The 21461-nt window shown below is 68.7% G+C and carries 28 protein-coding genes; 22 read left to right on the top strand and 6 right to left on the bottom strand.

Annotated elements, in window-relative coordinates; all coding sequences use genetic code 11:
- Positions 1 to 20: 20 nt before the first annotated feature.
- The 6 genes from sctD to sctW are packed head-to-tail and all read right to left on the bottom strand — an operon-like array spanning position 21 to position 5751.
- Positions 21 to 1346, bottom strand: coding sequence for a type III secretion system inner membrane ring subunit SctD (gene sctD, locus HV742_RS15675; protein ID WP_175145865.1), 1326 nt, complete (start codon positions 1344 to 1346; stop codon positions 21 to 23).
- Positions 1347 to 1371: 25 nt separating this feature from the next.
- Positions 1372 to 3465, bottom strand: coding sequence for a type III secretion system export apparatus subunit SctV (sctV, locus tag HV742_RS15680; RefSeq protein ID WP_049071206.1), 2094 nt, complete (start codon positions 3463 to 3465; stop codon positions 1372 to 1374).
- 8 nt (positions 3466 to 3473) lie between these two features.
- On the bottom strand, positions 3474 to 3833 hold the full coding sequence (gene sctY / locus HV742_RS15685) for a type III secretion apparatus assembly chaperone SctY (protein ID WP_063581962.1): 360 nt from the start codon (positions 3831 to 3833) through the stop codon (positions 3474 to 3476).
- Between the two features lie 8 nt (positions 3834 to 3841).
- Positions 3842 to 4249, bottom strand: coding sequence for a type III secretion apparatus assembly protein SctX (gene sctX / locus HV742_RS15690; protein ID WP_059269283.1), 408 nt, complete (start codon positions 4247 to 4249; stop codon positions 3842 to 3844).
- 24 nt (positions 4250 to 4273) lie between these two features.
- Positions 4274 to 4654, bottom strand: coding sequence for a type III secretion system chaperone family protein (locus HV742_RS15695; protein WP_054416292.1), 381 nt, complete (start codon positions 4652 to 4654; stop codon positions 4274 to 4276).
- Entirely contained in the window at positions 4651 to 5751 is a 1101-nt protein-coding gene (gene sctW / locus HV742_RS15700) for a type III secretion system gatekeeper subunit SctW (RefSeq protein WP_068953059.1), read from the bottom strand. The genes HV742_RS15695 and sctW overlap by 4 nt, the downstream gene beginning before the upstream one ends.
- Positions 5752 to 5977: 226 nt before the next feature.
- On the opposite strand from sctW, the gene HV742_RS15705 reads away from it, so the two are divergent.
- The 22 genes from HV742_RS15705 to HV742_RS15810 all read left to right on the top strand — a co-directional run bounded on the left by HV742_RS15705 (position 5978) and on the right by HV742_RS15810 (position 21431).
- The gene (locus tag HV742_RS15705) at positions 5978 to 6703 is read left to right on the top strand and encodes a hypothetical protein (protein ID WP_232732940.1); all 726 of its coding nucleotides are present in this window, start codon (positions 5978 to 5980) and stop codon (positions 6701 to 6703) included.
- Positions 6704 to 6791: 88 nt separating this feature from the next.
- Positions 6792 to 7529, top strand: a complete 738-nt coding sequence (locus HV742_RS15710; protein WP_175145866.1) for a hypothetical protein — start codon at positions 6792 to 6794, stop codon at positions 7527 to 7529.
- Between the two features lie 84 nt (positions 7530 to 7613).
- Positions 7614 to 8210 carry a hypothetical protein gene (locus tag HV742_RS15715; protein ID WP_053085988.1) on the top strand — a complete coding sequence of 199 codons (597 nt, stop codon included), beginning with the start codon at positions 7614 to 7616 and terminating at the stop codon, positions 8208 to 8210.
- 37 nt (positions 8211 to 8247) lie between these two features.
- Positions 8248 to 8559 carry a hypothetical protein gene (locus HV742_RS15720; protein WP_175145867.1) on the top strand — a complete coding sequence of 104 codons (312 nt, stop codon included), beginning with the start codon at positions 8248 to 8250 and terminating at the stop codon, positions 8557 to 8559.
- A 25-nt stretch (positions 8560 to 8584) separates the two neighbouring features.
- A complete protein-coding gene (locus tag HV742_RS15725; protein WP_175145868.1) occupies positions 8585 to 9088 on the top strand; it encodes a SycD/LcrH family type III secretion system chaperone in 504 nt (167 codons plus the stop codon).
- Between the two features lies 1 nt (position 9089).
- Positions 9090 to 9911 (top strand): type III secretion system translocon subunit SctB, encoded by an 822-nt coding sequence (gene sctB, locus HV742_RS15730; protein ID WP_049071221.1) that lies wholly within the window; start codon positions 9090 to 9092, stop codon positions 9909 to 9911.
- A 25-nt stretch (positions 9912 to 9936) separates the two neighbouring features.
- Complete coding sequence (gene sctE / locus HV742_RS15735; protein WP_059269286.1) at positions 9937 to 11220, top strand: type III secretion system translocon subunit SseC family protein; 1284 nt, start codon at positions 9937 to 9939, stop codon at positions 11218 to 11220.
- Positions 11221 to 11246: 26 nt separating this feature from the next.
- Entirely contained in the window at positions 11247 to 11726 is a 480-nt protein-coding gene (locus HV742_RS15740) for a SycD/LcrH family type III secretion system chaperone (RefSeq protein WP_269449578.1), read from the top strand.
- A gap of 69 nt (positions 11727 to 11795) precedes the next feature.
- Positions 11796 to 12188: a hypothetical protein gene (locus tag HV742_RS15745; RefSeq protein WP_254601145.1), complete on the top strand. Its 393-nt coding sequence runs from the start codon at positions 11796 to 11798 to the stop codon at positions 12186 to 12188.
- Between the two features lie 11 nt (positions 12189 to 12199).
- Positions 12200 to 12616, top strand: a complete 417-nt coding sequence (sctI, locus tag HV742_RS15750) for a type III secretion system inner rod subunit SctI (protein WP_100504507.1) — start codon at positions 12200 to 12202, stop codon at positions 12614 to 12616.
- The gene (gene sctJ, locus HV742_RS15755) at positions 12616 to 13461 is read left to right on the top strand and encodes a type III secretion system inner membrane ring lipoprotein SctJ (protein ID WP_175145869.1); all 846 of its coding nucleotides are present in this window, start codon (positions 12616 to 12618) and stop codon (positions 13459 to 13461) included. The genes sctI and sctJ overlap by 1 nt, the downstream gene beginning before the upstream one ends.
- 2 nt (positions 13462 to 13463) lie before the next feature.
- On the top strand, positions 13464 to 14120 hold the full coding sequence (locus tag HV742_RS15760; protein WP_049071231.1) for a SctK family type III secretion system sorting platform protein: 657 nt from the start codon (positions 13464 to 13466) through the stop codon (positions 14118 to 14120).
- Positions 14090 to 14740, top strand: coding sequence for an HrpE/YscL family type III secretion apparatus protein (locus tag HV742_RS15765; RefSeq protein ID WP_080977311.1), 651 nt, complete (start codon positions 14090 to 14092; stop codon positions 14738 to 14740). The genes HV742_RS15760 and HV742_RS15765 overlap by 31 nt, the downstream gene beginning before the upstream one ends.
- Before the next feature lie 2 nt (positions 14741 to 14742).
- Positions 14743 to 16074 carry a type III secretion system ATPase SctN gene (gene sctN / locus HV742_RS15770; RefSeq protein WP_054416299.1) on the top strand — a complete coding sequence of 444 codons (1332 nt, stop codon included), beginning with the start codon at positions 14743 to 14745 and terminating at the stop codon, positions 16072 to 16074.
- The gene (locus HV742_RS15775) at positions 16071 to 16577 is read left to right on the top strand and encodes a type III secretion protein (RefSeq protein WP_054503473.1); all 507 of its coding nucleotides are present in this window, start codon (positions 16071 to 16073) and stop codon (positions 16575 to 16577) included. Before sctN ends, HV742_RS15775 begins: the two co-directional genes overlap by 4 nt.
- Positions 16574 to 17134: a hypothetical protein gene (locus HV742_RS15780; protein WP_063581931.1), complete on the top strand. Its 561-nt coding sequence runs from the start codon at positions 16574 to 16576 to the stop codon at positions 17132 to 17134. Before HV742_RS15775 ends, HV742_RS15780 begins: the two co-directional genes overlap by 4 nt.
- A gap of 12 nt (positions 17135 to 17146) precedes the next feature.
- Positions 17147 to 18226, top strand: coding sequence for a type III secretion system cytoplasmic ring protein SctQ (sctQ, locus tag HV742_RS15785; protein WP_175145870.1), 1080 nt, complete (start codon positions 17147 to 17149; stop codon positions 18224 to 18226).
- Complete coding sequence (gene sctR / locus HV742_RS15790; protein WP_049071239.1) at positions 18223 to 18891, top strand: type III secretion system export apparatus subunit SctR; 669 nt, start codon at positions 18223 to 18225, stop codon at positions 18889 to 18891. The genes sctQ and sctR overlap by 4 nt, the downstream gene beginning before the upstream one ends.
- A 7-nt stretch (positions 18892 to 18898) precedes the next feature.
- Complete coding sequence (gene sctS, locus HV742_RS15795; RefSeq protein ID WP_049071240.1) at positions 18899 to 19165, top strand: type III secretion system export apparatus subunit SctS; 267 nt, start codon at positions 18899 to 18901, stop codon at positions 19163 to 19165.
- Between the two features lie 15 nt (positions 19166 to 19180).
- Entirely contained in the window at positions 19181 to 19981 is an 801-nt protein-coding gene (gene sctT / locus HV742_RS15800; protein ID WP_049071242.1) for a type III secretion system export apparatus subunit SctT, read from the top strand.
- The gene (gene sctU, locus HV742_RS15805) at positions 19978 to 21036 is read left to right on the top strand and encodes a type III secretion system export apparatus subunit SctU (RefSeq protein ID WP_054416415.1); all 1059 of its coding nucleotides are present in this window, start codon (positions 19978 to 19980) and stop codon (positions 21034 to 21036) included. The genes sctT and sctU overlap by 4 nt, the downstream gene beginning before the upstream one ends.
- Positions 21033 to 21431 (top strand): CesT family type III secretion system chaperone, encoded by a 399-nt coding sequence (locus HV742_RS15810; protein WP_175145871.1) that lies wholly within the window; start codon positions 21033 to 21035, stop codon positions 21429 to 21431. The genes sctU and HV742_RS15810 overlap by 4 nt, the downstream gene beginning before the upstream one ends.
- The last annotated feature ends 30 nt before the right edge of the window (positions 21432 to 21461 follow it).

Consider the following 21461-nt stretch of genomic DNA (forward strand, 5'->3'; position numbering starts at 1 on the left):
GCGGGCGGGCGGTTGACATGTCAGCGCGTCACGATGGCGGTGCGCGGGCCTTCGAAAATGATGCGGGTGTTTTCCACGGCGACCAGGCGGTACTTGCGATAGACCCCGCCCACCAGCAGCTTACTGCCGTCTTCGAGCACCACAAAGGGCTGCGGGCCGCCGACGACGCTGCGGATCACGAAAGGCACGCTGTCGGCGGCGGGCGCGGCACTGGCGGCCGCCAATCTGGCCACGCCCAGGTGGCGTTTGTTGAAGTCGTCCAGCACGTCCGCCAGGCGCGCCTGCTGGTCGTCGTCCAGCGCGCCGGCGGCGATTTCGAGATGGTCGGGTTTCCAGGTCAGCGTGACGCCGGAGAGGCCGGCGTCCACCAGTTGGCTCGACAGCGTGTCGCTGAGCTGCTGGGTCAGCGCGATGTCGTTGCCCAGCACCGTCATGCCCGGCAGTTGTGCCCGCAGCGCGTCCAGCGCCGAGGCCCGTTCGCGCGCGCTGCTGGCGACGCCAGCCACCGCCAGCCGGCCGTCGCCTTCGTAGCGCGGTTCGTAGCGCACGTTGAAGGCGCGCAGCGCGCCACGGGCCGTGCGCACCACCTCGTCTTCGTTGCTGATGCGCATCGCCGGCATCGGCCAGATCTGCGATAGCGCCGCCGCCACCGCGTCCTGTTCGGCGGCATTGCGCACCCAGCCCGACACTGTGACCATGCCGTCGCGCGCCATGGAGACATGCAGCCGCGAGGTCAGGCCCATGCGTTCGAACACGGCGGAGATCTGGCCCACCGACTGCTCGGCGGCGGCCAGGCGCGGGTCGATTCGCGGCGCGCGGCTGGCGGTCGAGGGCGGCATCAAGGCCAGGAAGATGGCGACGCAGATGGTCAGCACCACCGCGCCCAGGCCCAGCAGCACCGGCCAGGAGTCGCGTTTTCGGCGCCTGCCGGGCGCCGGTGGCAGGGGCAGCCGCCGTTCCAGCTGGCGTTCCTCGTCAGCGTTGTCGGCAGTGGCCGTTGGCGTGGGCGGCGCCGCGGGCTCGGGCGCGGGCGCCTCGGCATCGTTGGCGGCATCCGGCGCGTGGGTCCAGGGATCGCCGCGCCGCGCCACCGTGATCCAGACCGGGCCCAGCGGCACCGGGCGGTTGAACGGCGTGCCAGGCTGCCGGGCGGGCGTGGCATCGTCCAGCGTCAGGTCCCAGCCGGCTTCGCCGATGCGGATGCGCGCGGCGCGCGGGCCCATGCCATCGTCGGCCAGCACAATGTCGCAGGCCGGATCGGCGCCCAGCACCGAGCCGTCCGCGACCTGGCAGCGGGCGTCGCGGTGCAGCCCGGACAGCACGCGCAATTCCAGCGCTTCGCTCATGAGGGGGCTCCGGTTGCGGGGGCGTTCACAGGTCCACCCTGGCCAGCGGCTGTACGTTGATCTCCTGCGTCAGCTCCTGGTAGGACAGCACCGGCAATTCGTACAGGTCCTGCTCGATCATCTTGCGCAGGTAGCGGCGGATATCCATCGAGGTAAGCAGCACGGGCTTTTGCGCGGCGGCGGCCAGGTCGCCGGTGGCGCGCTTGATGTTGTCCACCAGCTTGCGCGAGGCATTGGGATCGAGCGCCAGGTAGCTGCCGGCCGAGGTCTGGCGAATGGCGCCGCGCACGGTCTCTTCGACGTTGGGCGCCAGCAGATAGGCGGGCAGGATGTTCTGGCCGCTCGAATATTTGTAGCTGATATGGCGCTTGAGCGAGACGCGCACGTATTCGGTCAGCAGCACCGAGTCCTTCTCTTTCTGGCCCCATTCGATCAGCGCTTCCAGCACCGCGCGCAGGTTGCGCACCGAGATATCCTCGGACACCAGCCGCTGCAGGATCTCGGCGATTTTCTGCACCGGCATCACGCGCAGCGCTTCCTTGACCAGATCGGGGAAGCGGTCTTCCATCGCCGTCAGCAGGAAGCGCGTCTCCTGGATGCCGATGAAGTCCGACGAGTATTTCTTCAGCACGAAGGCCAGATGCCAGGTCAAGACCTGGTGCGGGTCCAGGAACGGAATGCCGGCGGCCGACAGCGTCGGCGCCAGGCCGGCGTCGACCCACAGCGTGGGGATGTTGGGCAGGAAGCGCTTGTCGGTTTCGTAGGGCACCTGCAGCGCCTGCAGGTTCTGTTCCGTGTCGCGCACCAGCACCGCGCCCGGCCGCAGCTTGCCTTGCGATACCGGCACTTCGGACAGCAGGATGTTGTAGGTGTCGGCGGGCAGCGCATCGTTGAAGCGCAGCTGGATGCCGGGGAATGGCACGCCCAGGTCGAAGTAGAGCGCGCGGCGGATCTTCAGCAGTTCCTCGTTCAGTTCATCGGCGTCGAAGCTGCGCTGCAGCGCGGCGGCCACGTCGATCATCAGCGGCAGCGTGGGCGCGAATTCGGCGCTGCCGTCGGCGCGCGGCTTGGCCTGCGGCTTCTGGCCGTCGGCCGCCAGCGCCGGGATCTCGGTGATTTCGCCGGTCTTTTCGTCCACCACCTTGCGCGTGCCGCGCAGCAGCACGAAGCCGATGGTGCCGACCACCGCGGCGAGCGCCAGGAAGGTCAGGGTGGGCATGCCGGGGATCAGGCCCATGCCGACGGCGATGGCGGCGGCAATCAACAGCGCGCGCGGTTGCGCCAGCACCTGGGCGCCGATGTCCTTGCCGACGTTGGAAGGGCCGTCGCCGGTCTGCACCCGGGTCACGATGATGCCGGCGCAGATGGCAATGAAGAGCGCGGGGATCTGCGCGATCAGGCCGTCGCCGATGGTCAGGATGGAATACACCTGCACCGCTTCGCCGGCGGACAGGCCGCGCTGCATGGTGCCGATGAGAATGCCGCCGAGCAGGTTGACCGCGACGATGATGAGGCCGGCGATGGCGTCGCCCTTGACGAACTTCATGGCGCCGTCCATGGCGCCGTACAGCTGGCTTTCCTTTTCCACCACTGAGCGGCGCTTGCGCGCCTCGTCCATGTCGATGGTGCCGGCGCGCAGGTCGGCGTCGATCGACATCTGCTTGCCGGGCATGGCGTCCAGCGAGAAGCGCGCCGCCACTTCGGCCACCCGCTCGGCGCCCTTGGTGATCACGACGAACTGCACGATGGTGAGGATCAGGAACACCACCAGGCCGACGATCAGGTTGCCGCCGACCACGAAGTTGCCGAAGGTCTCGATGATGTGGCCGGCGTCGCCCTGCAGCAGGATCAGGCGGGTGGTGGCGATCGAGATGCCCAGGCGGAACAGCGTGGTGACCAGCAGCACCGACGGGAATGACGAGAACGCCAGCGGCGACGGCAGGTACATGGCCACCATCAGCAGGATGGCCGATAGCGTCATGTTGGCGCCGATCAGCACGTCGACCAGCGTCGTCGGCAGCGGCAGGATCATCATGAAGATGATCGAGACGATCAGGACCGCCAGGACGATATCGTTGCGGCTGGTGGCGGCGGCGACGACGCGGTTCAGGGCTTGCATGGGGCGGCTCACGTCGTTTCCGCTTCGGTGGGCGCGGCCGCGGGGGCGGGGCGCAGGGCAACGTAGGCGCGCATGGCCGCGGCGGCCTCGTCGCGCCGCTCCAGGGCCAGCAGGGCCTGCGAGCGGATCAGGTGGAAGGGCGCGTCGACGCCGCCCTGCATGGCCAGCTGGTCCAGGGTCGACAGGGCGGCGTCGGGCTTGCCGGCGCGCAATTGCGCCAGCGCCAGCGTGGCGAGCTGGCGGGGGTCCGCCAGCCCCAGCGTGCGCAGCGCGTTCAGCACCACGGCGGTCTTTTCGGGCCGGTTGTTTTCCAGGTAGACATAGGCCAGCAGGCTGAGCAGCTCGCGGGCGTCGGGCGTCAAGGGCATGGCGGCGGTCATCCCTGGTACAGCGCGCTGCGGTACATGGCGACCAGGTCGCGCAGGCCGGCCTCGTCCTTGAGCAGCCGCACGGCGCGGTTGAGCGCGCGGGCGTCCTCGGGGTTGCGGTCCTGGCTCTGCTCGGCCGCGGCGGACAGGCCATCCAGCGTCGCCTGCAGGGCCTGGGCGAACTTGCCGGGCAGCAGCAGGTCGCGGTTGGCCAGCGTGGGACGCAACTGGTTGTCCAGGTAGCGGTCGGTGTTGGGCGTGTCCAGCAATTGGGCCAGTTGCGCCTTGACCCCGTCGGCGGGCGGGGTCAGTTCCTGGCGCTCCGGCAAATGCTGGCCCGCCGCTTCGCGGCCGGCATAGGAAATGCCGTCCAGGCCGCGGTCGAAGGCGAAACCGCTGATGCGCATATCGGACATGGTGTGAGGGTCTCCGTCGCGGGGTCAATCGGCGCGGGTGTCGTCGAGCCAGCGCGCCAGCCGCTCCACCGCCTGGCGCAAGGCGGGGGCGTCGCTGTGGGCGGCCGGCAGCCGCGTCAGCGCCAGCAGGCGCGGGATGCCGTCCTGTTCGCGCAGGGCGGCCTGCACCGGCGAGCCGTCCAGGTGGGCATGGTGGGCCCGCCGCCAGGCCCGCAGCAGGCGCTGCGCGGCGTCGTAGGGCACCGGCTCGGACACGTAGACCAGCACCTCGTCGCCGGCCGCCTCGATGGCAACCCGGCGGCCCGAGTCCAGTTGCAGCGCCACATTGCCGCGCGGGCCTAGGGCCAGCCGCTCCAGGCCGATGGTTTCGCCGAAGGCGCCCAGGGCGCGATCCAGGCCGTTCATTCGTATTCCTCGTCGATGGCCGCGTCCAGGGCCAGTTGCGCCGCGCTCAGGGCCGACTGGCGCGCGTCCACGTCGGGAAACATTGGCAGCGGCAGGTCCTTGAGCACCGCCCGTACGCCGCCCAGGAATGTGATGCGCGCCGCCACCGAGTCCGCGCCATGCGAGGCCGCGAGCGCGGCGAAGCGCGATTCCGACAGCCATTTCTCGTTGCTGATGTTGACCAGGTCCTGCATCAGCCGGTCGGCCGCCAGCGGCTTGCCGTGGTCACGGGCCATCTTTTCGCCGAGTTCACCGCAGCCGTCGAGCACCGTGACCGCCACGCCCAGCTGATACAGATCCTGCATCAGCGCCTGCAGCCGGTCCGGGCTGGTGGACGGGCGCGCCGCCGCCAGGTCCTGGCCGAGCGCCTGGATCAGCTGCTGCAGGCCGCGGCCGACGTCCTTGCCGCCGAAGCGCTCCAGCGCCAGCGCCAGGGTCTTGGCCAGCGACGCTTCGCCCAGCACCACGTCCTGATAGGTGCGCTGGAAGTCGGCCACGCCGCGCGCGTCGCCGGCATAGCCGGCGGCCGCGCCGATGGTGTTCAGGCTGGCGCGGATCTGCGGGCCGCTCTCCAGTTCCAGGTCGGCCAGCGCCTCGCGCAGGCCGTCGAGCACGTCCTCGGGGGCGCCGTCGCGTTCGCCCTGGCGCAGCGCGTATTGCAGCCCAAGGTACTGGCGGGCGGCATCGCCGAAGGCCCGGGCGGCGGCCTGGCGCGGGTCGGCGCCGCCGGCCAGCAGGTGGCGCGCCAGTTCGATCAGTTTTTCCTGGGCGTCGGCATCGTGCGACTCGGCCAGGTAGGCCACGATGGCCTCGGCGCTGAGCAGCTGCAGCGGGGCGTCGCGGCCGATCTTGCGTTCGGCGTGGTGCTTGTCCTCGGTCTTCTCGGCCATGTGCAGGCTGAGTTCCTCGGCGGAATCGGCCAGCGAGACCTCGCCGTCGACCGCCACGGCGGCCTGGCCCAGCATCGTGCCAACCTGCTGCTGGCCGTGCTGGATGTCGGCGTGCGAGGTCGTGGACGAGAAAGCGGAAGGAGGCAGGCCGGCGTCGATACGGTTCATGAAGGCGCGAGGAACGGCGGACGAATGCCGCGCACAGTCAGGGGTAGTAACGGATGGGCGGGGAAAGTTCCATCTGCTTTGCATGGAACCCTGGCACGGCGGCGGTTACGTACACGGGCAGGCCGCGGATTCCACGGAGTTCGGACAGGCTGCAAGGCGTTTCAGGGTTAACCCGTGCCGTCCGGCTGTCGTGTGTCGACGAGGACGGTCGATCAAGGAGAAAGGAATGGCTACGGTTTCCGGAGTGGGAGTGGGGGGCGTTGCGGGCATGGACCTGTCCAGCATGGATCTGGAGACCGCATTGATGGCGGTGCAGACCCAGCGCTCGCAGATGCTGGAGGACGCCTTGCGCCAACAGCTGGATTCGGTCAATGGCCGCAATGCGCAGATGGCCGGCCTGAACGAGGCCATGAACGCCAAGAACGCCGATAGCCTGAAGCTGGAGTCGTCCAACGTGGCGCTGCAGGGGCAGATTGACCAGCTCAAGGACCTGCAGGGCCGCCTGTCGGCGAGCAAGTGTCCCAACCCCGAGGGCTGGTACGGGCTGTCCTGGGGGCAAGGCGATGATAAGGCGCTTTCGCACGCCACGCTGGACCAGATCAAGGCGGCCGGGCTGACGATTCCCAGCGGCGACGATGCGCCCCGCGACGTCGATCGCAACGGCACCATGGATGCTAAGGGGCGCGTGGTGCAGGGGTTCGTCGACCAGCTCGGCGCCAAGATCTCGGCGCTCGAGGCCCAGGTGGCCAGCAACGGCAAGGCCATCGATGCCAACAAGCAGGCGGTCAACGAGATCAAGAGCTCGCTCGATAACCTGAGCAATACCCAGCAGATGGAAATGCTGCGGCTGCAAGGGCTGACGGGCAAGCGCAATGAGGCCTTCGATGTCATGACCAACTTCATCAAGAAGATGCAGGAGAGCCGTTCTTCGATTCTCGGCAACATGCGGTGATGAAATAAAAGGGGGGCGGATTATGGTCGGAGCAGCCAATGCCAGTCAGCCGAGCCTGGGAGGCGTAGGCCTGGAGAGTTCCAGCGGCGTGCGCGGCGCTGACCTGGTGGGCGCCGACCAGGAGACCGCGATGCTCAGCGTGCAGGGCGAGCGCGCCCGTCTGCTGGACAAGCAGGTCGAGACGCAGATCCAGGAATTACGCGCGCTGAACCGGCGCCTGGAGTTGCTCAACATCGTGCAGGCCGGCCTGAAAGCGGTGCAGGCGCAGTTCAATGCGGGCGCCAAGTACGACAAGGAATGGGATGACGCCAGCGGCGGCTGGAGCTATCGCCAGGCCGACCTCATCAACCGGGCGGCGGCGGAGGCCGGCATCAACCTGGGATTCGCCTCCGACAGCAATACCTGGCGCCTGTTCGGCCACATGGGCGACATGAAAGACTTTGCCCGCGCCTATTTGCCTTCGGAGCAGGCCCACCTGCTGGAGCAATGGCGCGACAAGGCAGACCTGCGCGGCCACTTGCTGGCCGCGCAACTGGTCGACCGGATGGCGGGCCACGACGGTTTCATGACGCCCGACTACCCCGGGCAAACCCTTAATCGTTGCCCGGGCGGCATCCGCTACGACTCGGAATATGGCGAATTGCGCAAAGCGGTGACCCGGGTCCAGGGCGCCATCGACGAGGCTTCGAATCTGCAACAGGACCAGCTGCTGCGGCTGCAGGCGCTGATGAACCGCCGCAATGAGTCCGCCGACATGCTGACCAACTACATCAGGAAGATGCAGGACAGCCGGATGGCGATTTCCGAAAAGATTCGTGGAACCTGACGCCCGGTTCCGTTACTTACGCTGCATAGTCGGCCAACCGCAACATCGAAACCAGGCGATTCGCCCGGACCAGGAGCCTCTCCCATGAGCGTGAACATGAACCCCGCCGGCGTCGGCGCCATCAACATGACCGATATCTCCGGCATGGATATCGAGACCGCCCTGATGATGGTGCAGACCGAGCGTACCAAGCTGCTGGACAGTCAGCTCAAGAGCCAGATCGAGGAAGTGCAGAAGCGCAACGAGCTTACCGGCGCGCTGAACGATATGCAGGCCAAGCTGAACGGCATGAAGGGCACGCTGGACTCCAAGGACGCCAAGCCGGGCGACAAGGTCAGCGAAGGCGCGGGCACGCCCACCAACAAGACGCTGGCCACCGAATATGCCACCCAGGCGTTCAAGCTGGGCATGGACCCGGCGCCGGTGACGGCCACGCCGATCAAGGACGCCGCCGGCAATGTCGTCGGCGCGAACGTGACCGGCATGCCGACCCGCGAAGGCCTGGAGAAGGCGATCCCGGACCTCAAGAGCAAGCTCGACTCGGCCAGCAACAGCCAGCAGATGGACATGCTGCGCCTGCAGAGCCTGTCGAACAAGCGCAATGAAGCCTTCGACACCATGACCAACTTCATCAAGAAGATGCAGGACAGCCGTTCGTCGATCATCGGCAATATGCGCTGACTCTCCTTTCCACCCGCTCGCAATCCGGAGAACGGCAATGGCCGACACCCACGACCAGAACATCCAGGACCTCATCGAACGCGCAGAAGCCGCCGTGCGCGAGGCCCAGCGGTCAATCGAAGCATCGGACGACAACCTGCGCAAGCTCGGGCTGGATCCCGACAAGGTGCGCGCCACGCTGCAGGCGCAACCGATGGACGAGCGCCAGCGCCAGGAGGCCGAGGCGTTGTTCCGCCAGGACATGGAGGCTGTCGACCGCGAAGTCGAGCAGGAAGCCGCCTACGCCCGCCAGCGCAGCACGCCGCGCGCGCCAGGCGCGCCGGTCAAGCGTCCGCGCACGATGGTCTGACGCCTGACGTCTCCGGGAGCCCGTGATGAATACCGCCGCCCAGGCGCCGATGACCGGCGAGGAATATGCAGCGCTGCAAGACCAGATCGTCGAGCAGATGGCCCGCGGGGGCAGCCTGCGCCAGCTCAAGGGCATGACCGCCGATGAATGCGAGGCGCTCTATGCGCTGGGCTACGGCCTGTATGAGAAGGGGCGCTATGCCGATGCCCTCAAGGTGCTGGCCTACCTGGTGACTCTGGACCACACCGAGCATCGCTATCTCGTGGCCCTGGGGGCCGCGGCCCAGGCCATGGGCAAGCATGCCGACGCGTTGCAGCAATACATGGCCGCGACACTGCTCGATCCGCTGGAGCCGGCGCCCGTGTTCCATGCCGCGCAATGCCTGCTGGAAATGGGCCAGCCCGCGGCCGCCCTGCAATCCTGCGACCTGGCGCTGGCCATGTGCAAACCGGATCGCCATGCCGCGCTGGCCGAGCGTGCGCGAGGCTTGCGCGATCTGTTGGCGGCGCGCGGCGCCAAGGAGAATTGAGATGATCAACGTCAATAATTCGGCCGGCATCAATCCGGCGTTGCTCGACCCGCTGGCCGGCGCGGAAGCCGCCAAGGCGACGGCTCCCGGTTACACCGCGCTGGACCCCGCGCAGTTCATTGGCAAGGGGGGCGCGGCCGACAAGCTGGCCGCGCTGGGTCTGCCGCCGCCGGCGAGCGGCGCCTTTGCCGGCGCCGCCGACGCGCTGAACAAACTGATGGCCAATGCCGACACCGATATGTATGCGGTGATGGCGTTGCTGCAGAAGATATCGCAGGAACAGCGCAACGCGGCCCGGGCCGATCGCGCCGCATCGCTGGATGCGCAGACACAGTCGCTGCTGGCCGCGGCCGACAAGATCAAGGAAGCGGCGGAGGAGCGCTTCAAGGGCGCGCTGGCGCAAGGCATCAGTCAAATCGTGGGAGGCGCGTTGCAGGCGGGCGTCGGCGCCGCTGGCGTGGCGGCCATGGGCGCCTCGGCCCGCATGACCACCACCTCCAGTCCGTTGACCGCGCAGCAGACCGTCACGCAGGCCAGGCTGGATGGCTTTGCCAGCAATTCCTCCGGCATTGGCCAAGGCTTGAGCGGCATGGCCGGAGGTGTCGGCGGCATTGTCCAGGCTGCCTATGACCGCAAGGCGGGCGAGGCCGATGCCGCCAGGGCCCAGCTGGAGGCCCAGGCCAAGGTGGCCGAGTCCGGCGCGCAGCATGCCAACGACATGATGCAGCAGATGATGGACGTCATCCGCGACATCCGCGACAAGCTCGGCGCGATCGAGCAGAGCCGTGGCGAGACCAATCGCGGCATCGCCCGCAATCTCTGAGTCCGTCAGAAGAGGAACCGACACCATGGACATCCGCCCATCGACCGTCAATGCCGGATTGACACCGACGCTGGAGCCGTCCGGCGCTGGAGCCGCCGCCGGCGCGGCGGCCGAGGCCGCCCTGCGCGCCGCCAGCGGCCTTGACCTGGCCGCGTTGGCATCGCAGTGGGCCTCCAGCGTGGCGCAGGCCCGCAGCGGCGGCGGAGATGGCGTGACCAACGCCAACGGCAAGCCGGCCATCGCGCCGCCGGCCCGTGAATTCTCTGCCGCCGAAATGGTCGATCTGCTGCGCGCCCTGCAAGGCAAGACGCAGGATGCGCAGTTGCGCAGCGCCAAGGAAAACATCGAAAACAACCGCATCGAGCAGGCCAAGAACAACGAGGAGCAGGCGCGCAAGGTCGATGAATGGATCCAGAAGAGCAAGGAGGCAGAGAAGGGCGGCATCCTGGGAAAGATCTTCGGCTGGATTGGCGCCATCGTGGCCGCGATCGCGGCGGCGCTGATGGTGGTGGCGGCGGTGGCGGCCACGGCCGTCACGGGCGGCGCGGCCGGCCCGGTCATGGTGACGCTCGCGGCCATCGCGGTGGCGGGGGCGGTCAGTCTGCTGGCCAATCAGATATCGGCCGAGTGCGGCGGCCCTGAAATCAGCATCAGCAATCTGGTCACCCAGGTGGTGAGCAAGCTGTTGCAGGCGTTCGGCGTGGAGCCGGATCTGGCCGAGAAGATTGGCAACATCGTTGCCGGCGCCGCGATGCTGATGACCGGCGCCATCCTGATCGAGCCGGGTGCCTTGGGCAAGATGGCTGGCGCCATCGCGGTCGTCGCGGGAGCCGATCCGCAGACCGCGGGCTATATCGCGATGGCGGTCGGCCTGGCCGCGACGATTACGGTCGGGGTGGTGATGGCGGTGGCTTCGTTCGGCGCGGGGGCGGTGTCCGCTGGCGCCAACGCGGCCGCCAATGTCGGTTCGCAAACGGCGCGCACCGTGGCCGACAGCGTCAAGACCGCGGGCCAGGTGGCGTCGGGCGCCGCGGCGGTGGCAAAGGGGGCGGGGCAGGTCATCACGGGCGCCGAGACCATCAAGTCGGCGCAGGCGCAGGAGGCTGCCGACAAGGTGCTGGCCGACAAGAAAGCGCTCGAGGCGCTGCTGGTCAAGCTGCAGGCTTCGATGGAGGAGGACCGCGAGAAGATCAAGAGCGTGATGCAGGCCATGGACGAATCGATGCAGATGGTCAGCAAGATGATCAATGCGGCGGCCGACAGCATGAGCCAGGTCACCGCCAATATCGGCAAGCGCGCCATGGTCTGACTGGCGTCAATATCGGAGCAAACCACGTGTCCCAAACCTCATCCGCGACTTCGCGCAGCGCCTTCGGGCAGCAGCTGTATGACGGCCTGGCGGCCTTGCCGGCCAGCCAGCGGCTCACGGCCGACCAGCTCGAGGTGATCTACGCCATGGCCTATGCGCATGTGGCGCAGGCCCAATACGCCCAGGCGCTGCCGTTGTTCGCCTTTCTGTCGCAGTACGGTCCCACCCGCAAGCACTACCTGGCGGGACTGGCCCTGTGCCTGCAGATGCAGGCACGCTACGAAGAAGCGATCCGGATCCATTCATTGGTCGGCGTGCTGTTTCCGCTGGCGCCCGAAGCGACGCTGCGCGTGGCGGAATGCCAACTGGCATTGGGGCAGGCCGAGGCCGCGCGCGAATCGTTGCAATTGGTGGCGGCCGCCGCCCAGGACGACGACGCCTACGCCCAATTGGGGGCGCGCGCGGCGAGTCTGCTGGTGTTGACGGGAAAAGGAGCCTCCTCGTGACACGGGAATGCAATGATCGATAGGGCGGGCGCAGGCGCGGCAACAGCCGTCTCGGGTGAGACGGCTTTTGTGCTTGATGCGGATGACGCACGCATCCTGGCCGAAGTGGGATTCCTGGCCGCCGGTCGCGGCGACGTGCCTCATGCCGACGCCATCTTCCAGGCGTTGCGCGCCCTTCGGCCGGGGCGTGCCTATCCGTGGCTGGGGCTGGCAGTGGCGCGCCTGAACGCGGGTAGCGCGGACGAGGCGGTGCGACTGCTGGAACAGGGAGAGGCCAGCGCGGCGGGCGAGCGCGCGCTGTTGGCGGCCTGGCGCGGCCTGGCCCTGCAACTGGCTGGCCGCAAGGCCGAGAGCACGCGCGTGCTGCAGGCTTGCGCGCAGGGCGCGGCCGGTGACGAAGGCGCCGTGCTGGCGCGTTCGCTGCTGGGGTTGCGGAACGAAATGAACAACGACACGTTTTAGCTAGGAAAATCATGGAGATCACCGCGCTTTCCGCCGCAATGGCGCCCGTGCTGGACACGATAAAGACCGCGCCGTCCGAGCTGGTCACGCAACGCTTCGCGCAATTGATGGCCGCGCCCGAAGCCGGCGCGCCCGCGCTGACCGGCCTGCAGGCCGCGCTGCAGACTGCCTTCACGCCCGCGGTCGACGCCGCGCCGGCCACGCTCGGCAACCAGATCCTGGCCAGCCTGCGCAGCACCACCACCGAGTATTCGGAAAAGTGGCAGAACATCGCGGGCCGCCTGGACGCCATGTCGTCGGCGCCGGCCATCGCCGACATGCTGCGGTTGCAGGCCGACCTGGTGCAGGTGTCGGTGCAGTACGAGCTGGTCGGCAAGGCCGTCTCGCGCACCACGCAGAACATCGATTCGCTCGTCAGGATGTCCTAATGCACGCCGCTACAACCCTGCCTCTCGCGGCGCCGCGCGGCCCTGGCCCGGTCGGGGCGCTGCCGCGCCTGCGCTGGCTGCTGCTGTGCCTGGCGCTGCTGCTGGCCGCCTGCGGCTCGCGCGTGGAATTGTTCTCGGCCGCCAACGAAAGCGAGGCCAACGAGGTGCTGTCGGTGCTGCTGGACGCGGGCATCGCCGCGCAGAAGGCCACCACCAAGACCGGCGTGGCGGTGTCGGTGGATGGCCAGCAGGTGGCGCGCGCGCTCGATATCCTGCGGGCCCGCGGCCTGCCGCGCGAGCGTTTCGACGGCATGGGACAGATCTTCCGCAAGGAAGGGCTGGTGTCGTCGCCCCTGGAAGAGCGCGCCCGCTATATCTATGCCCTGTCGCAGGAGCTGACCAACACGCTGTCGCAGATGGATGGCGTGCTGGCCGCGCGGGTGCACGTGGTGCTGCCCGAGCGCGGCGGCGTAGGCGAGAACACCACGCCGTCGACCGCCGCCGTGTTCATCAAGCACCAGACGGGCTACAACCTCGACGCCTTGCAACCGCAGATCCGCAAGCTGGTGACGCACGCGATTCCGGGGCTGACGGAAGACCGGGTTTCGATCGCGCTGGTGTCGGCGCAACCGGCCGCTTCGGCGTCGGCCGCCGGCGCCGCCACGCGCCAGGTGCTGGGCCTGGAGGTCGGGGAAGGATCGTCCGCCACGCTGCTGGCGTGGCTGGCGCTGCTGGTTCTGCTGGTGCTGGCGCTGGCCGGCGCCCTGGGCTATGTGCTGTGGCGCTATGGCGTGCCCGGCCGCGGCCGGCCCGAACGCCGCGAACCCGTGGCCGAGGCGCGCTAGCGATGGCGTCCGCATCGGCGCTGCTGGAGCGGGGACTGGTGGCTTTCAACCAGCTGCCCAGCCGTACCCTGCATCCGAGCCGCCACGCGACCTATGCGCCGCCCGCGGCGCTTGCGGTGATCGCCGCGGCGCCGGCGTTGGCGCCGGCCTGGCATCGGCATTGGTCGCGCGAGATCCTCGACGCGCTCGGGCTGCGCCAGCGCCCGGTGGTCGATGCGGCGCGGCCCGAGCTGGCGCTGGCGTTGCTGGCGCCGGATGCGCTGGCGCAGTGCGCCCGACGCCTGGGCGCGGTGCTGTGCGGTCCGCGCTTGCGCCGCGCCATTGCCGGTGACGAGGTGCGGACGCTGATCGCCCATTTCGGCGCGGAGCTGCTCGACTTCACGCGCCGCGCCGCCGCCGGCCTGCACGGCGGCCTGCCCGATAGCGCCGGCTGGACCCTGGCCGAAACCACCGCCGCGGTGGACACGCTGGGCCTGGGCGCCTTGCGCGCCGCCCTGAGCGGCGCCGGCCCCGAACTGGCGTTGCGGGCCGAATTGAAACTGCCCGACCAGCCCACGCCGCCGGCGCCGCTGCCCGCGCCGCAGGCGCTGGCGCTGGGCCTGTCCCTGCTCAAGCAAACGGATTCCTCATGGCTTTCCTCATTCCCCGCGATCCGCTGACCCCGCGCCAGGCGGACGAGGGCGGCGCGGGCCGCGTCGATCCCGCCGCGCGCGTGCTGCGCGCCGCCGAACATCTGGCCTGGGCCGACGCCGGGCAGTTGCTGGCGCAGGCGCGGGCGCGCGCCGATGAGATCATCGGCGGCGCCCAGGCGGCATTCGAGGCCGAGCGCCAGCGCGGCTATGACGAGGGCCACGAAACGGCGCTGCTGGACCAGGCCGAGAAGATGATCGAAACCGTCGGCCGCACGGTCGAGTATTTCGCCGGCGTCGAGAACGAGATGGTGGAACTGGTGATGTCGGCCGTGCGCAAGGTGGTCGATGGCTTCGACGATCGTGAGAAGGTCATGGTGGTGGTGCGCAATGCCCTGGCGGTGGTGCGCAACCAGAAGCAGATGACCCTGCGCCTGAATCCGGCCGAGGTCGATACGGTGCGCGAGCAGATCAACGACCTGCTGGCCGCGTATCCGGGTGTCGGCTACCTGGACATCCTGGCCGACGGCCGGCTGGCGCGCGGCGCCTGCATCCTGGAAAGCGAGATCGGCATGGTCGAGGCCAGCCTGGAAGGGCAGATCCAGGCGCTGCGCCAGGCCTTCCAGCGCACCTTGGGAAGCCGGGTCTAGCGATGCGCCAGTTCGACTACATCTCCGAAATGATGGAGCTGGCGCTGCAGGACACGCCGACGCTGCGCATCAAGGGCCGCGTGACCCAGGTGATCGGCACCATCATCAAGGCAGTGGTGCCGTCGGTGAAGGTGGGCGAGGTCTGCATCCTGCGCAATCCGGGCGAGAACTTCGAGATGAAGGGTGAAGTGGTGGGCTTCGCGCGCGACGCCGCGCTGCTCACGCCGATCGGCGACATGTACGGCATCTCCACCGCCACCGAGGTCATCCCCACCGGCCGCGCCCACATGGTGCCCGTGGGGCCGGGCCTGCTGGGCCGCGTGCTGGATGGACTGGGCCGGCCGCTGGACGAGGCCGAGCTGGGGCCGCTGGAGGCCAGCAAGTTCTACCCCGTGTTTGCCGAAGCGCCCGATCCGCTCAAGCGCCGCATCATCTCGCAACCGCTGGAACTGGGCGTGCGTGCGCTGGACAGCGTGCTGACCTGCGGCGAAGGCCAGCGCATGGGCATTTTCGCGGCCGCCGGCGGCGGCAAATCGACGCTGATGGGCATGCTGGTCAAGGGCGCGGCGGTGGACGTGACGGTGGTGGCGCTGATCGGCGAACGTGGCCGCGAAGTGCGTGAATTCCTGGAGCACGAACTGGGCCGCGAAGGCCGGCGCAAGAGCGTGATCGTCTGCGCCACCAGCGACAAGTCGTCGATGGAGCGGGCCAAGGCCGCCTACGTGGCCACGGCCATCGCCGAATACTTCCGCGACCAGGGCAAGCGCGTGCTGTTCCTGATGGACTCGGTGACGCGTTTTGCGCGCGCCCAGCGCGAGATCGGCCTGGCCGCCGGTGAACCGCCGACCCGCCGCGGTTATCCGCCATCGGTATTCGCCACGCTGCCCAAGCTGATGGAGCGCGCCGGCATGAACGAACACGGCTCGATCACCGCGCTGTACACCGTGCTGGTGGAGGGCGACGACATGACCGAGCCCATCGCCGACGAGACACGCTCCATCCTCGACGGCCACATCGTGCTGTCGCGCAAGCTGGGCGCGGCCAACCACTATCCGGCGATCGACGTGCTGGCCTCCGCCAGTCGCGTCATGAACGCGGTCATCACGCCCGAGCACAAGCGCGCCGCCGGCCGGCTGCGCGAGTTGATGGCCAAGTACCAGGAAGTCGAGCTGCTGGTGAAGATTGGCGAATACAAGCGCGGCGGCGACGCCGTGACGGACGAGGCCATCGACAAGATCGGCGCGATCAACCAGTTCCTGCGGCAGCGCACCGATGAACGCGCCACGCTGCCCGAGGCGCTGGCGCAGATGTCCGGCATCGTGGGGACGGCATGAGCGTGTTCGACGAATTGCTCGCCATCAAGCGCTTTCGCGAAGGCCAGGCCGAGATCGCGGTGTCGCGCCAGCGCCTGCGGCACGCCGAGGCCGAGGCCGCGCGCCAGGCGTCCGAGCAAGCGCTGGCGGATTTCCGCGATGAGTCGGAGCGGCGTGAGCGCGCCATGTACCGCGACCTGTGCAGCCGGGTGGTGCGGGTGCGCGAGATCGAGAGCGTGCTGCAGGGCGTGGCTGGCCTGCGCGAAGGCGAGCGCCAGCGCGAGCAGGCGCTGGACCAGGCCGCGCAACGCCTGCGCGACGAAGCCCAGGCGCTGGCCGAGCGCCGCGACCAGCATCAGCAGGCGGTGCGCCTGACGGGCAAGTTCGTGGAACTGGCCAGCATTCACCTGGCCGAGCACCTGAAGGCACTGGAGCACAAGGAAGACATGGAGATGGAAGAGGCCGCATCGCTATCGCGCGACCGCGAGGACTGGGAGCAGCACGAGGAGTTCGAGCCGGCATGAGCATCGACCGACGCATCGGCCTGGACACCGCGATTGCCCAGGGTTCGGGGTTGACCCAGTCGGACGGGCAGGCGGCTGGCCGCCAGGCCAGCGATGCCGATCGCCGCGCATTCGAGCAGGCCCTGGCGCGGGACGGCGACGACCCGCGTCCGGCCCCGCCCGCGGCGCCCACGCCGTTTTCGCTGTTCGGCGCTGTGCGCGGCGATGCCGCCCCGCCCGCCGACGGGCCGTCCCGGGCGCTGGCCGAGGCCCTGCTGGGCAGCGCCGAGCAGCTGCTGGTGGCCGATGGCAGCCAGGGCCGGCGCCAGGTGCGGGTGGAATTGAAGGACGAGGTGTTGCCGGGGGTGAGCGTGTCGGTCTACGAGGCCGAAGGACGCGTGATCGCCGATTTCATCTGCGCCCTCGAAACCTCGCGCGAGCGCCTCACCGCCCTGGCCCGGCCGCTGGCCGAACAACTGGCCGAGAGCCTGGGCCGGCCGACGCGCGTGCGCGTCGCCACCGACGACCCGGAAGACCCCTGCCTGGCGGAGACCGACGCCGACGCGCCGCTCCGTTGATTGCTGGAACCCATGACCGAAACCACGCTTCTCTCTCCGTCCCCGCCGCCCTTGCCGCGCCTGTCCGGCAACGAGGCCCGCGCGCGTTCGCTGGTGGCCCGCCATGGCGCCGATCTGGCGGTCACCCTGGCGCCGCTGGCCGGCGGCGATGCCGAGCCCACACGCTGGCGCCTGGGCTTTACGCCCGGGGTGCCCGACGCCTTGCGGCAGTCGGCCACGCTGTCGGCGGACCTGGAATGGGCCGGCGCGCGGTTGCGCCTGGGCCTGCCAGCGGGGGCCGCCGCGGCCTGGCTGGCGGCGCGGTTGCCGGACCTGGACGCGGGCGAACTGCCGCCGGCCCTGGCATCGGCCGCCATCGAGACGCTGTTGGCCGAAGTGGTCGCGGGGCTGGGCGAGGCATCGCCCGGCGGTCCGCTGCGGGTGGTGGGCCGCGATACCCCCGCGCCGACGCTGGCGCATGACTGGACGCTGGCCGCGCGCCATCCCGCCAGCGGCGAGACGATCTACGCCACGCTGGCGGCGGATGGGCTGGGTCTGATGCTGCTGGCCGGCCTGGTCGGCCGCGCCGCGCCGACGGCCAATGAGATCGATACCGATGCCGTGCCGGTGCGCATCGCCGCCTGCCTGGGCTGGACCGACCTGGGCGCCGCCGAACTGCGCGGGCTGGCGCCGCGCGACACCCTTTTTCTCGACCACTATCTGGTGTCGCCCGACGGCGAACTGTGGCTGGGCGCCGGCGGCCAGGGGCTGCGCGTGCGCCGCCAGGATTCCTCATACCTCGTTACCCAAGGCTGGACTTCCCTCATGACCGAGACGCCGCAACCGTCGCAGGACGCCGAAGCGGGCGCCCAGACACCGCTCGATATCGACGCCATCCCCGTCCGACTGACGTTCGAGCTGGGCGAACGCCAGATTACGTTGGGCGAGCTGCGGCAACTGCAACCCGGCGAGACCTTCGACCTGGCGCGGCCGCTGGCCGATGGCCCGGTGCTGGTGCGCGCCAACGGCGCGCTGGTGGGCAGCGGCGAGCTGGTCGAGATCGACGGCCGCATCGGCGTCACGCTGCATCGGCTGGGCAAGGCGGGCGCATGAGCGGCGCGGATCCGATCAGCCTGGCGGTCGTCCTGGCGCTGCTGGCGCTGGTGCCGCTGGCCGCGGTCATGACCACCTCGTTCCTGAAGATCGCGGTGGTGCTGACGCTGGTGCGCAATGCCCTGGGCGTGCAGCAGGTGCCGCCCAACATGGCGCTGTACGGGCTGGCGCTGATCCTGTCCGCGTACGTCATGGGGCCGGTGGTGATGCAGATCGGCGACGAACTGCGCGCCCCGCCGGCGGCGGTGGCGCCGGGCACGCCGGAGCCGGACCGGCTCGAAGGCATCCTGGACGCGGTGGCGCGCGGCGCCGAGCCCATGCGCGCCTTCATGCTCAAGAACAGCCGCGCGGAGCAGCGCGATTTCTTCCTGCGCACCGCGCGCGGCCTGTGGGGCGAGCAGCAGGCCCGCAACCTCAAGGAAGACGACCTGCTGGTGCTGATCCCGTCGTTCCTGCTGTCGGAGCTGACCGCCGCGTTCCAGATTGGCTTCCTGCTGTATCTGCCGTTCGTCATCATCGACCTGATCGTCTCCAACATCCTGCTGGCGATGGGCATGATGATGGTGTCGCCGGTCACGATTTCCATGCCCCTGAAGCTGTTCCTGTTCGTCATGGTCGACGGTTGGACGCGGCTGATCCAGGGCCTGGTGCTGTCCTATACCTGAGGCCGCCATGGGCACCGTCGACCTCGTCTCTTACATGACCCAGGCGCTCTACCTGGTGCTGTGGCTGTCGCTGCCGCCGATCGCCGTGGCGGCGATCGTGGGCACGCTGTTTTCGCTGTTCCAGGCGTTGACGCAGATCCAGGAACAGACGCTGTCGTTCGCCATCAAGCTGATCGCGGTGTTCGCCACGATCCTGCTGACGGCGCGCTGGCTCAGCGCCGAGCTTTACAACTTCACGATCTCCGTATTCGACCTCTTCTACAAGATCCACTAGGAGCGGCGCGCCACCATGATCTCGGGCATCACCTACGCCGAAGCGAAAGTCTTCCTGGGTACGCTGGCGCTGACGCAGCCGCGCATCCTGGCGCTGTGCGCGATGCTGCCGCTGTTCAACCGCCAGCTGCTGCCCGGCATGCTGCGCTACGCCTTGTGCGCCGCCATCGGCCTCGTGCTGGTTCCCGCGCTGGCGCCGCGCTATGCCGTGATCGAGCTGGGCGCGGTGGAATTGGTGCTGCTGGTGGCCAAGGAAGTCTTCATCGGCCTGGTGATGGGTTTCCTGGTGGCGATTCCGTTCTGGATTTTCGAGGCGGTGGGCTTCGTGGTCGACAATCAGCGCGGCGCCAGCCTGGGCGCCACCATCAACCCGGCCACCGGCAACGACTCGTCGCCGCTCGGCATCCTGTTCAACCAGGCCTTCATGGTGTTCTTCCTGGTGGGCGGCGGCTTCATGCTGATGCTGACCATGCTGTACGACAGTTTTCGCCTGTGGGACCTGTGGGACTGGGCGCCGACCCTGCGGCGCGAGAGCGTGCCCCTGATGCTGGACCAGCTGGGTCGCTTCCTGCGGCTGACGCTGCTGTTCGCCGCGCCCGCCATCATCTCGATGTTCCTGGCCGAAGTCGGGCTCGCGTTGGTCAGCCGCTTCGCGCCGCAGTTGCAGGTGTTCTTTCTGGCGATGCCGATCAAGAGCGCGCTGGCGCTATTGGTGATGGTGCTCTACATGAGCACACTGTTCGAGTATGCCGCCGAGGCCACGGGGCAGATCGGTTCGGCGCTGCCGTTCCTGGACAACCAATGGCGGGCTCCATGAGCGGCGAAAAGACCGAACAGCCCACCCACAAGAAGCTGCGCGAAGCGCGCCAGAAGGGCGACGTCGCGCACAGCAAGGACTTCACGCAGACGTTGCTGGTGCTGGCGCTGTTCGGCTACTTGCTGGGCAATGCCCACGGCATCGTCGAGGCGCTGGGCCGGCTGATCCTGATCCCGTCCACGCTGGTGGGGCAGCCGTTCGAACAGGCGCTGCCCGTGGCGCTGGAGGCCGCCCTGCGCGAAGCCGTCTACCTGGTGCTGCCGTTCGTGCTGATCGTGCTGATCGTGGGCATGTTCGCCGAGTTCCTGCAGGTGGGCGTGGTGCTGGCGTTCGAGAAGCTCAAGCCCTCGGCCAAGAAGCTCAACGTGATGAGCAACCTGAAGAACATCTTTTCCAAGAAGAACCTGGTCGAGCTGCTCAAATCCGTCATCAAGATCGCCTTCCTGTCGGTGCTGGTGACGCTGGTGGTGCGCGACGCGCTGCCGGAACTGATGGCCGTGCCGCACAGCGGCCTGGCGGGCCTGGAGGCGGGCGTGGGCGGCATGATGCGCACGCTGATCGTGAACATCGCGGTGGCCTATGTGGTGATTTCCCTGGCCGATTTCGTCTGGCAACGCATGCAGTACCGCAAGGGGCTGATGATGAGCAAGGAAGACATCAAGCAGGAGTTCAAGGAGATGGAGGGCGACCCCCACATCAAGCACAAACGCAAGCACCTGCACCAGGAGATGGTGATGCACGGCGCGGTCGCCAGCACGCGCAAGGCGTCGGTGCTGGTGACCAACCCGACCCACCTGGCGGTGGCCATTTACTACGAGCCCGACGAGACGCCGCTGCCGGTGGTGCTGGCCAAGGGCGAAGGCGCGCTGGCCGAGCAGATGATGGCCGCGGCGCGCGAGGCCGGCGTGCCGGTGATGCAGAACATTCCCCTGGCGCGCGCGCTGATGGCGTCCGCGCAGCCCGACCAATACATCCCCAGCGAACTGATCGAGCCGGTCGCCGAAGTCCTGCGGCTCGTCAGGAAGCTGGCCGGCAATCCGGACGACCCGACATGAATGCACCCCAACATCCCCTGATATCCGCCTACGCGGCGCGGCACGGCCTGCCGCCTTCGACCCGTGCCGATGGCCGCCTCACCGTGGTGGTCGACCAGACCTACCGCGTGCATCTGCAGCCGGCGCGCGACGGTTGGCTGGCGATGAGCGCGCGCCTGTGCGCGCTGCCGGCCGGCGATCTCGACCGCGACCGGCTGGTGACCGAAATCGGCAAGCTGGCCGCGGGCATGCTGGCGCGGCACGCGGCCACCTGCGTGGTCGACCCGCAGGGCCGCGCGCTGTGGCTGCAGCAGTCGCTGCAGCCCGGCAGCGGCGAACTGGCGCTGGACGAAGCCCTGGGCGCGTTCACCAATGCGCTTTCCTTTTGGGCCGACGCCGTGCGGCGGCTGGCATGAACAAGCGTGACGGGCGTGGCGCCCGAGGAG

It is taken from the genome of Achromobacter ruhlandii, assembly GCF_902859695.1.
Taxonomy (GTDB): Bacteria; Pseudomonadota; Gammaproteobacteria; order Burkholderiales; family Burkholderiaceae_B; genus Achromobacter; species Achromobacter ruhlandii.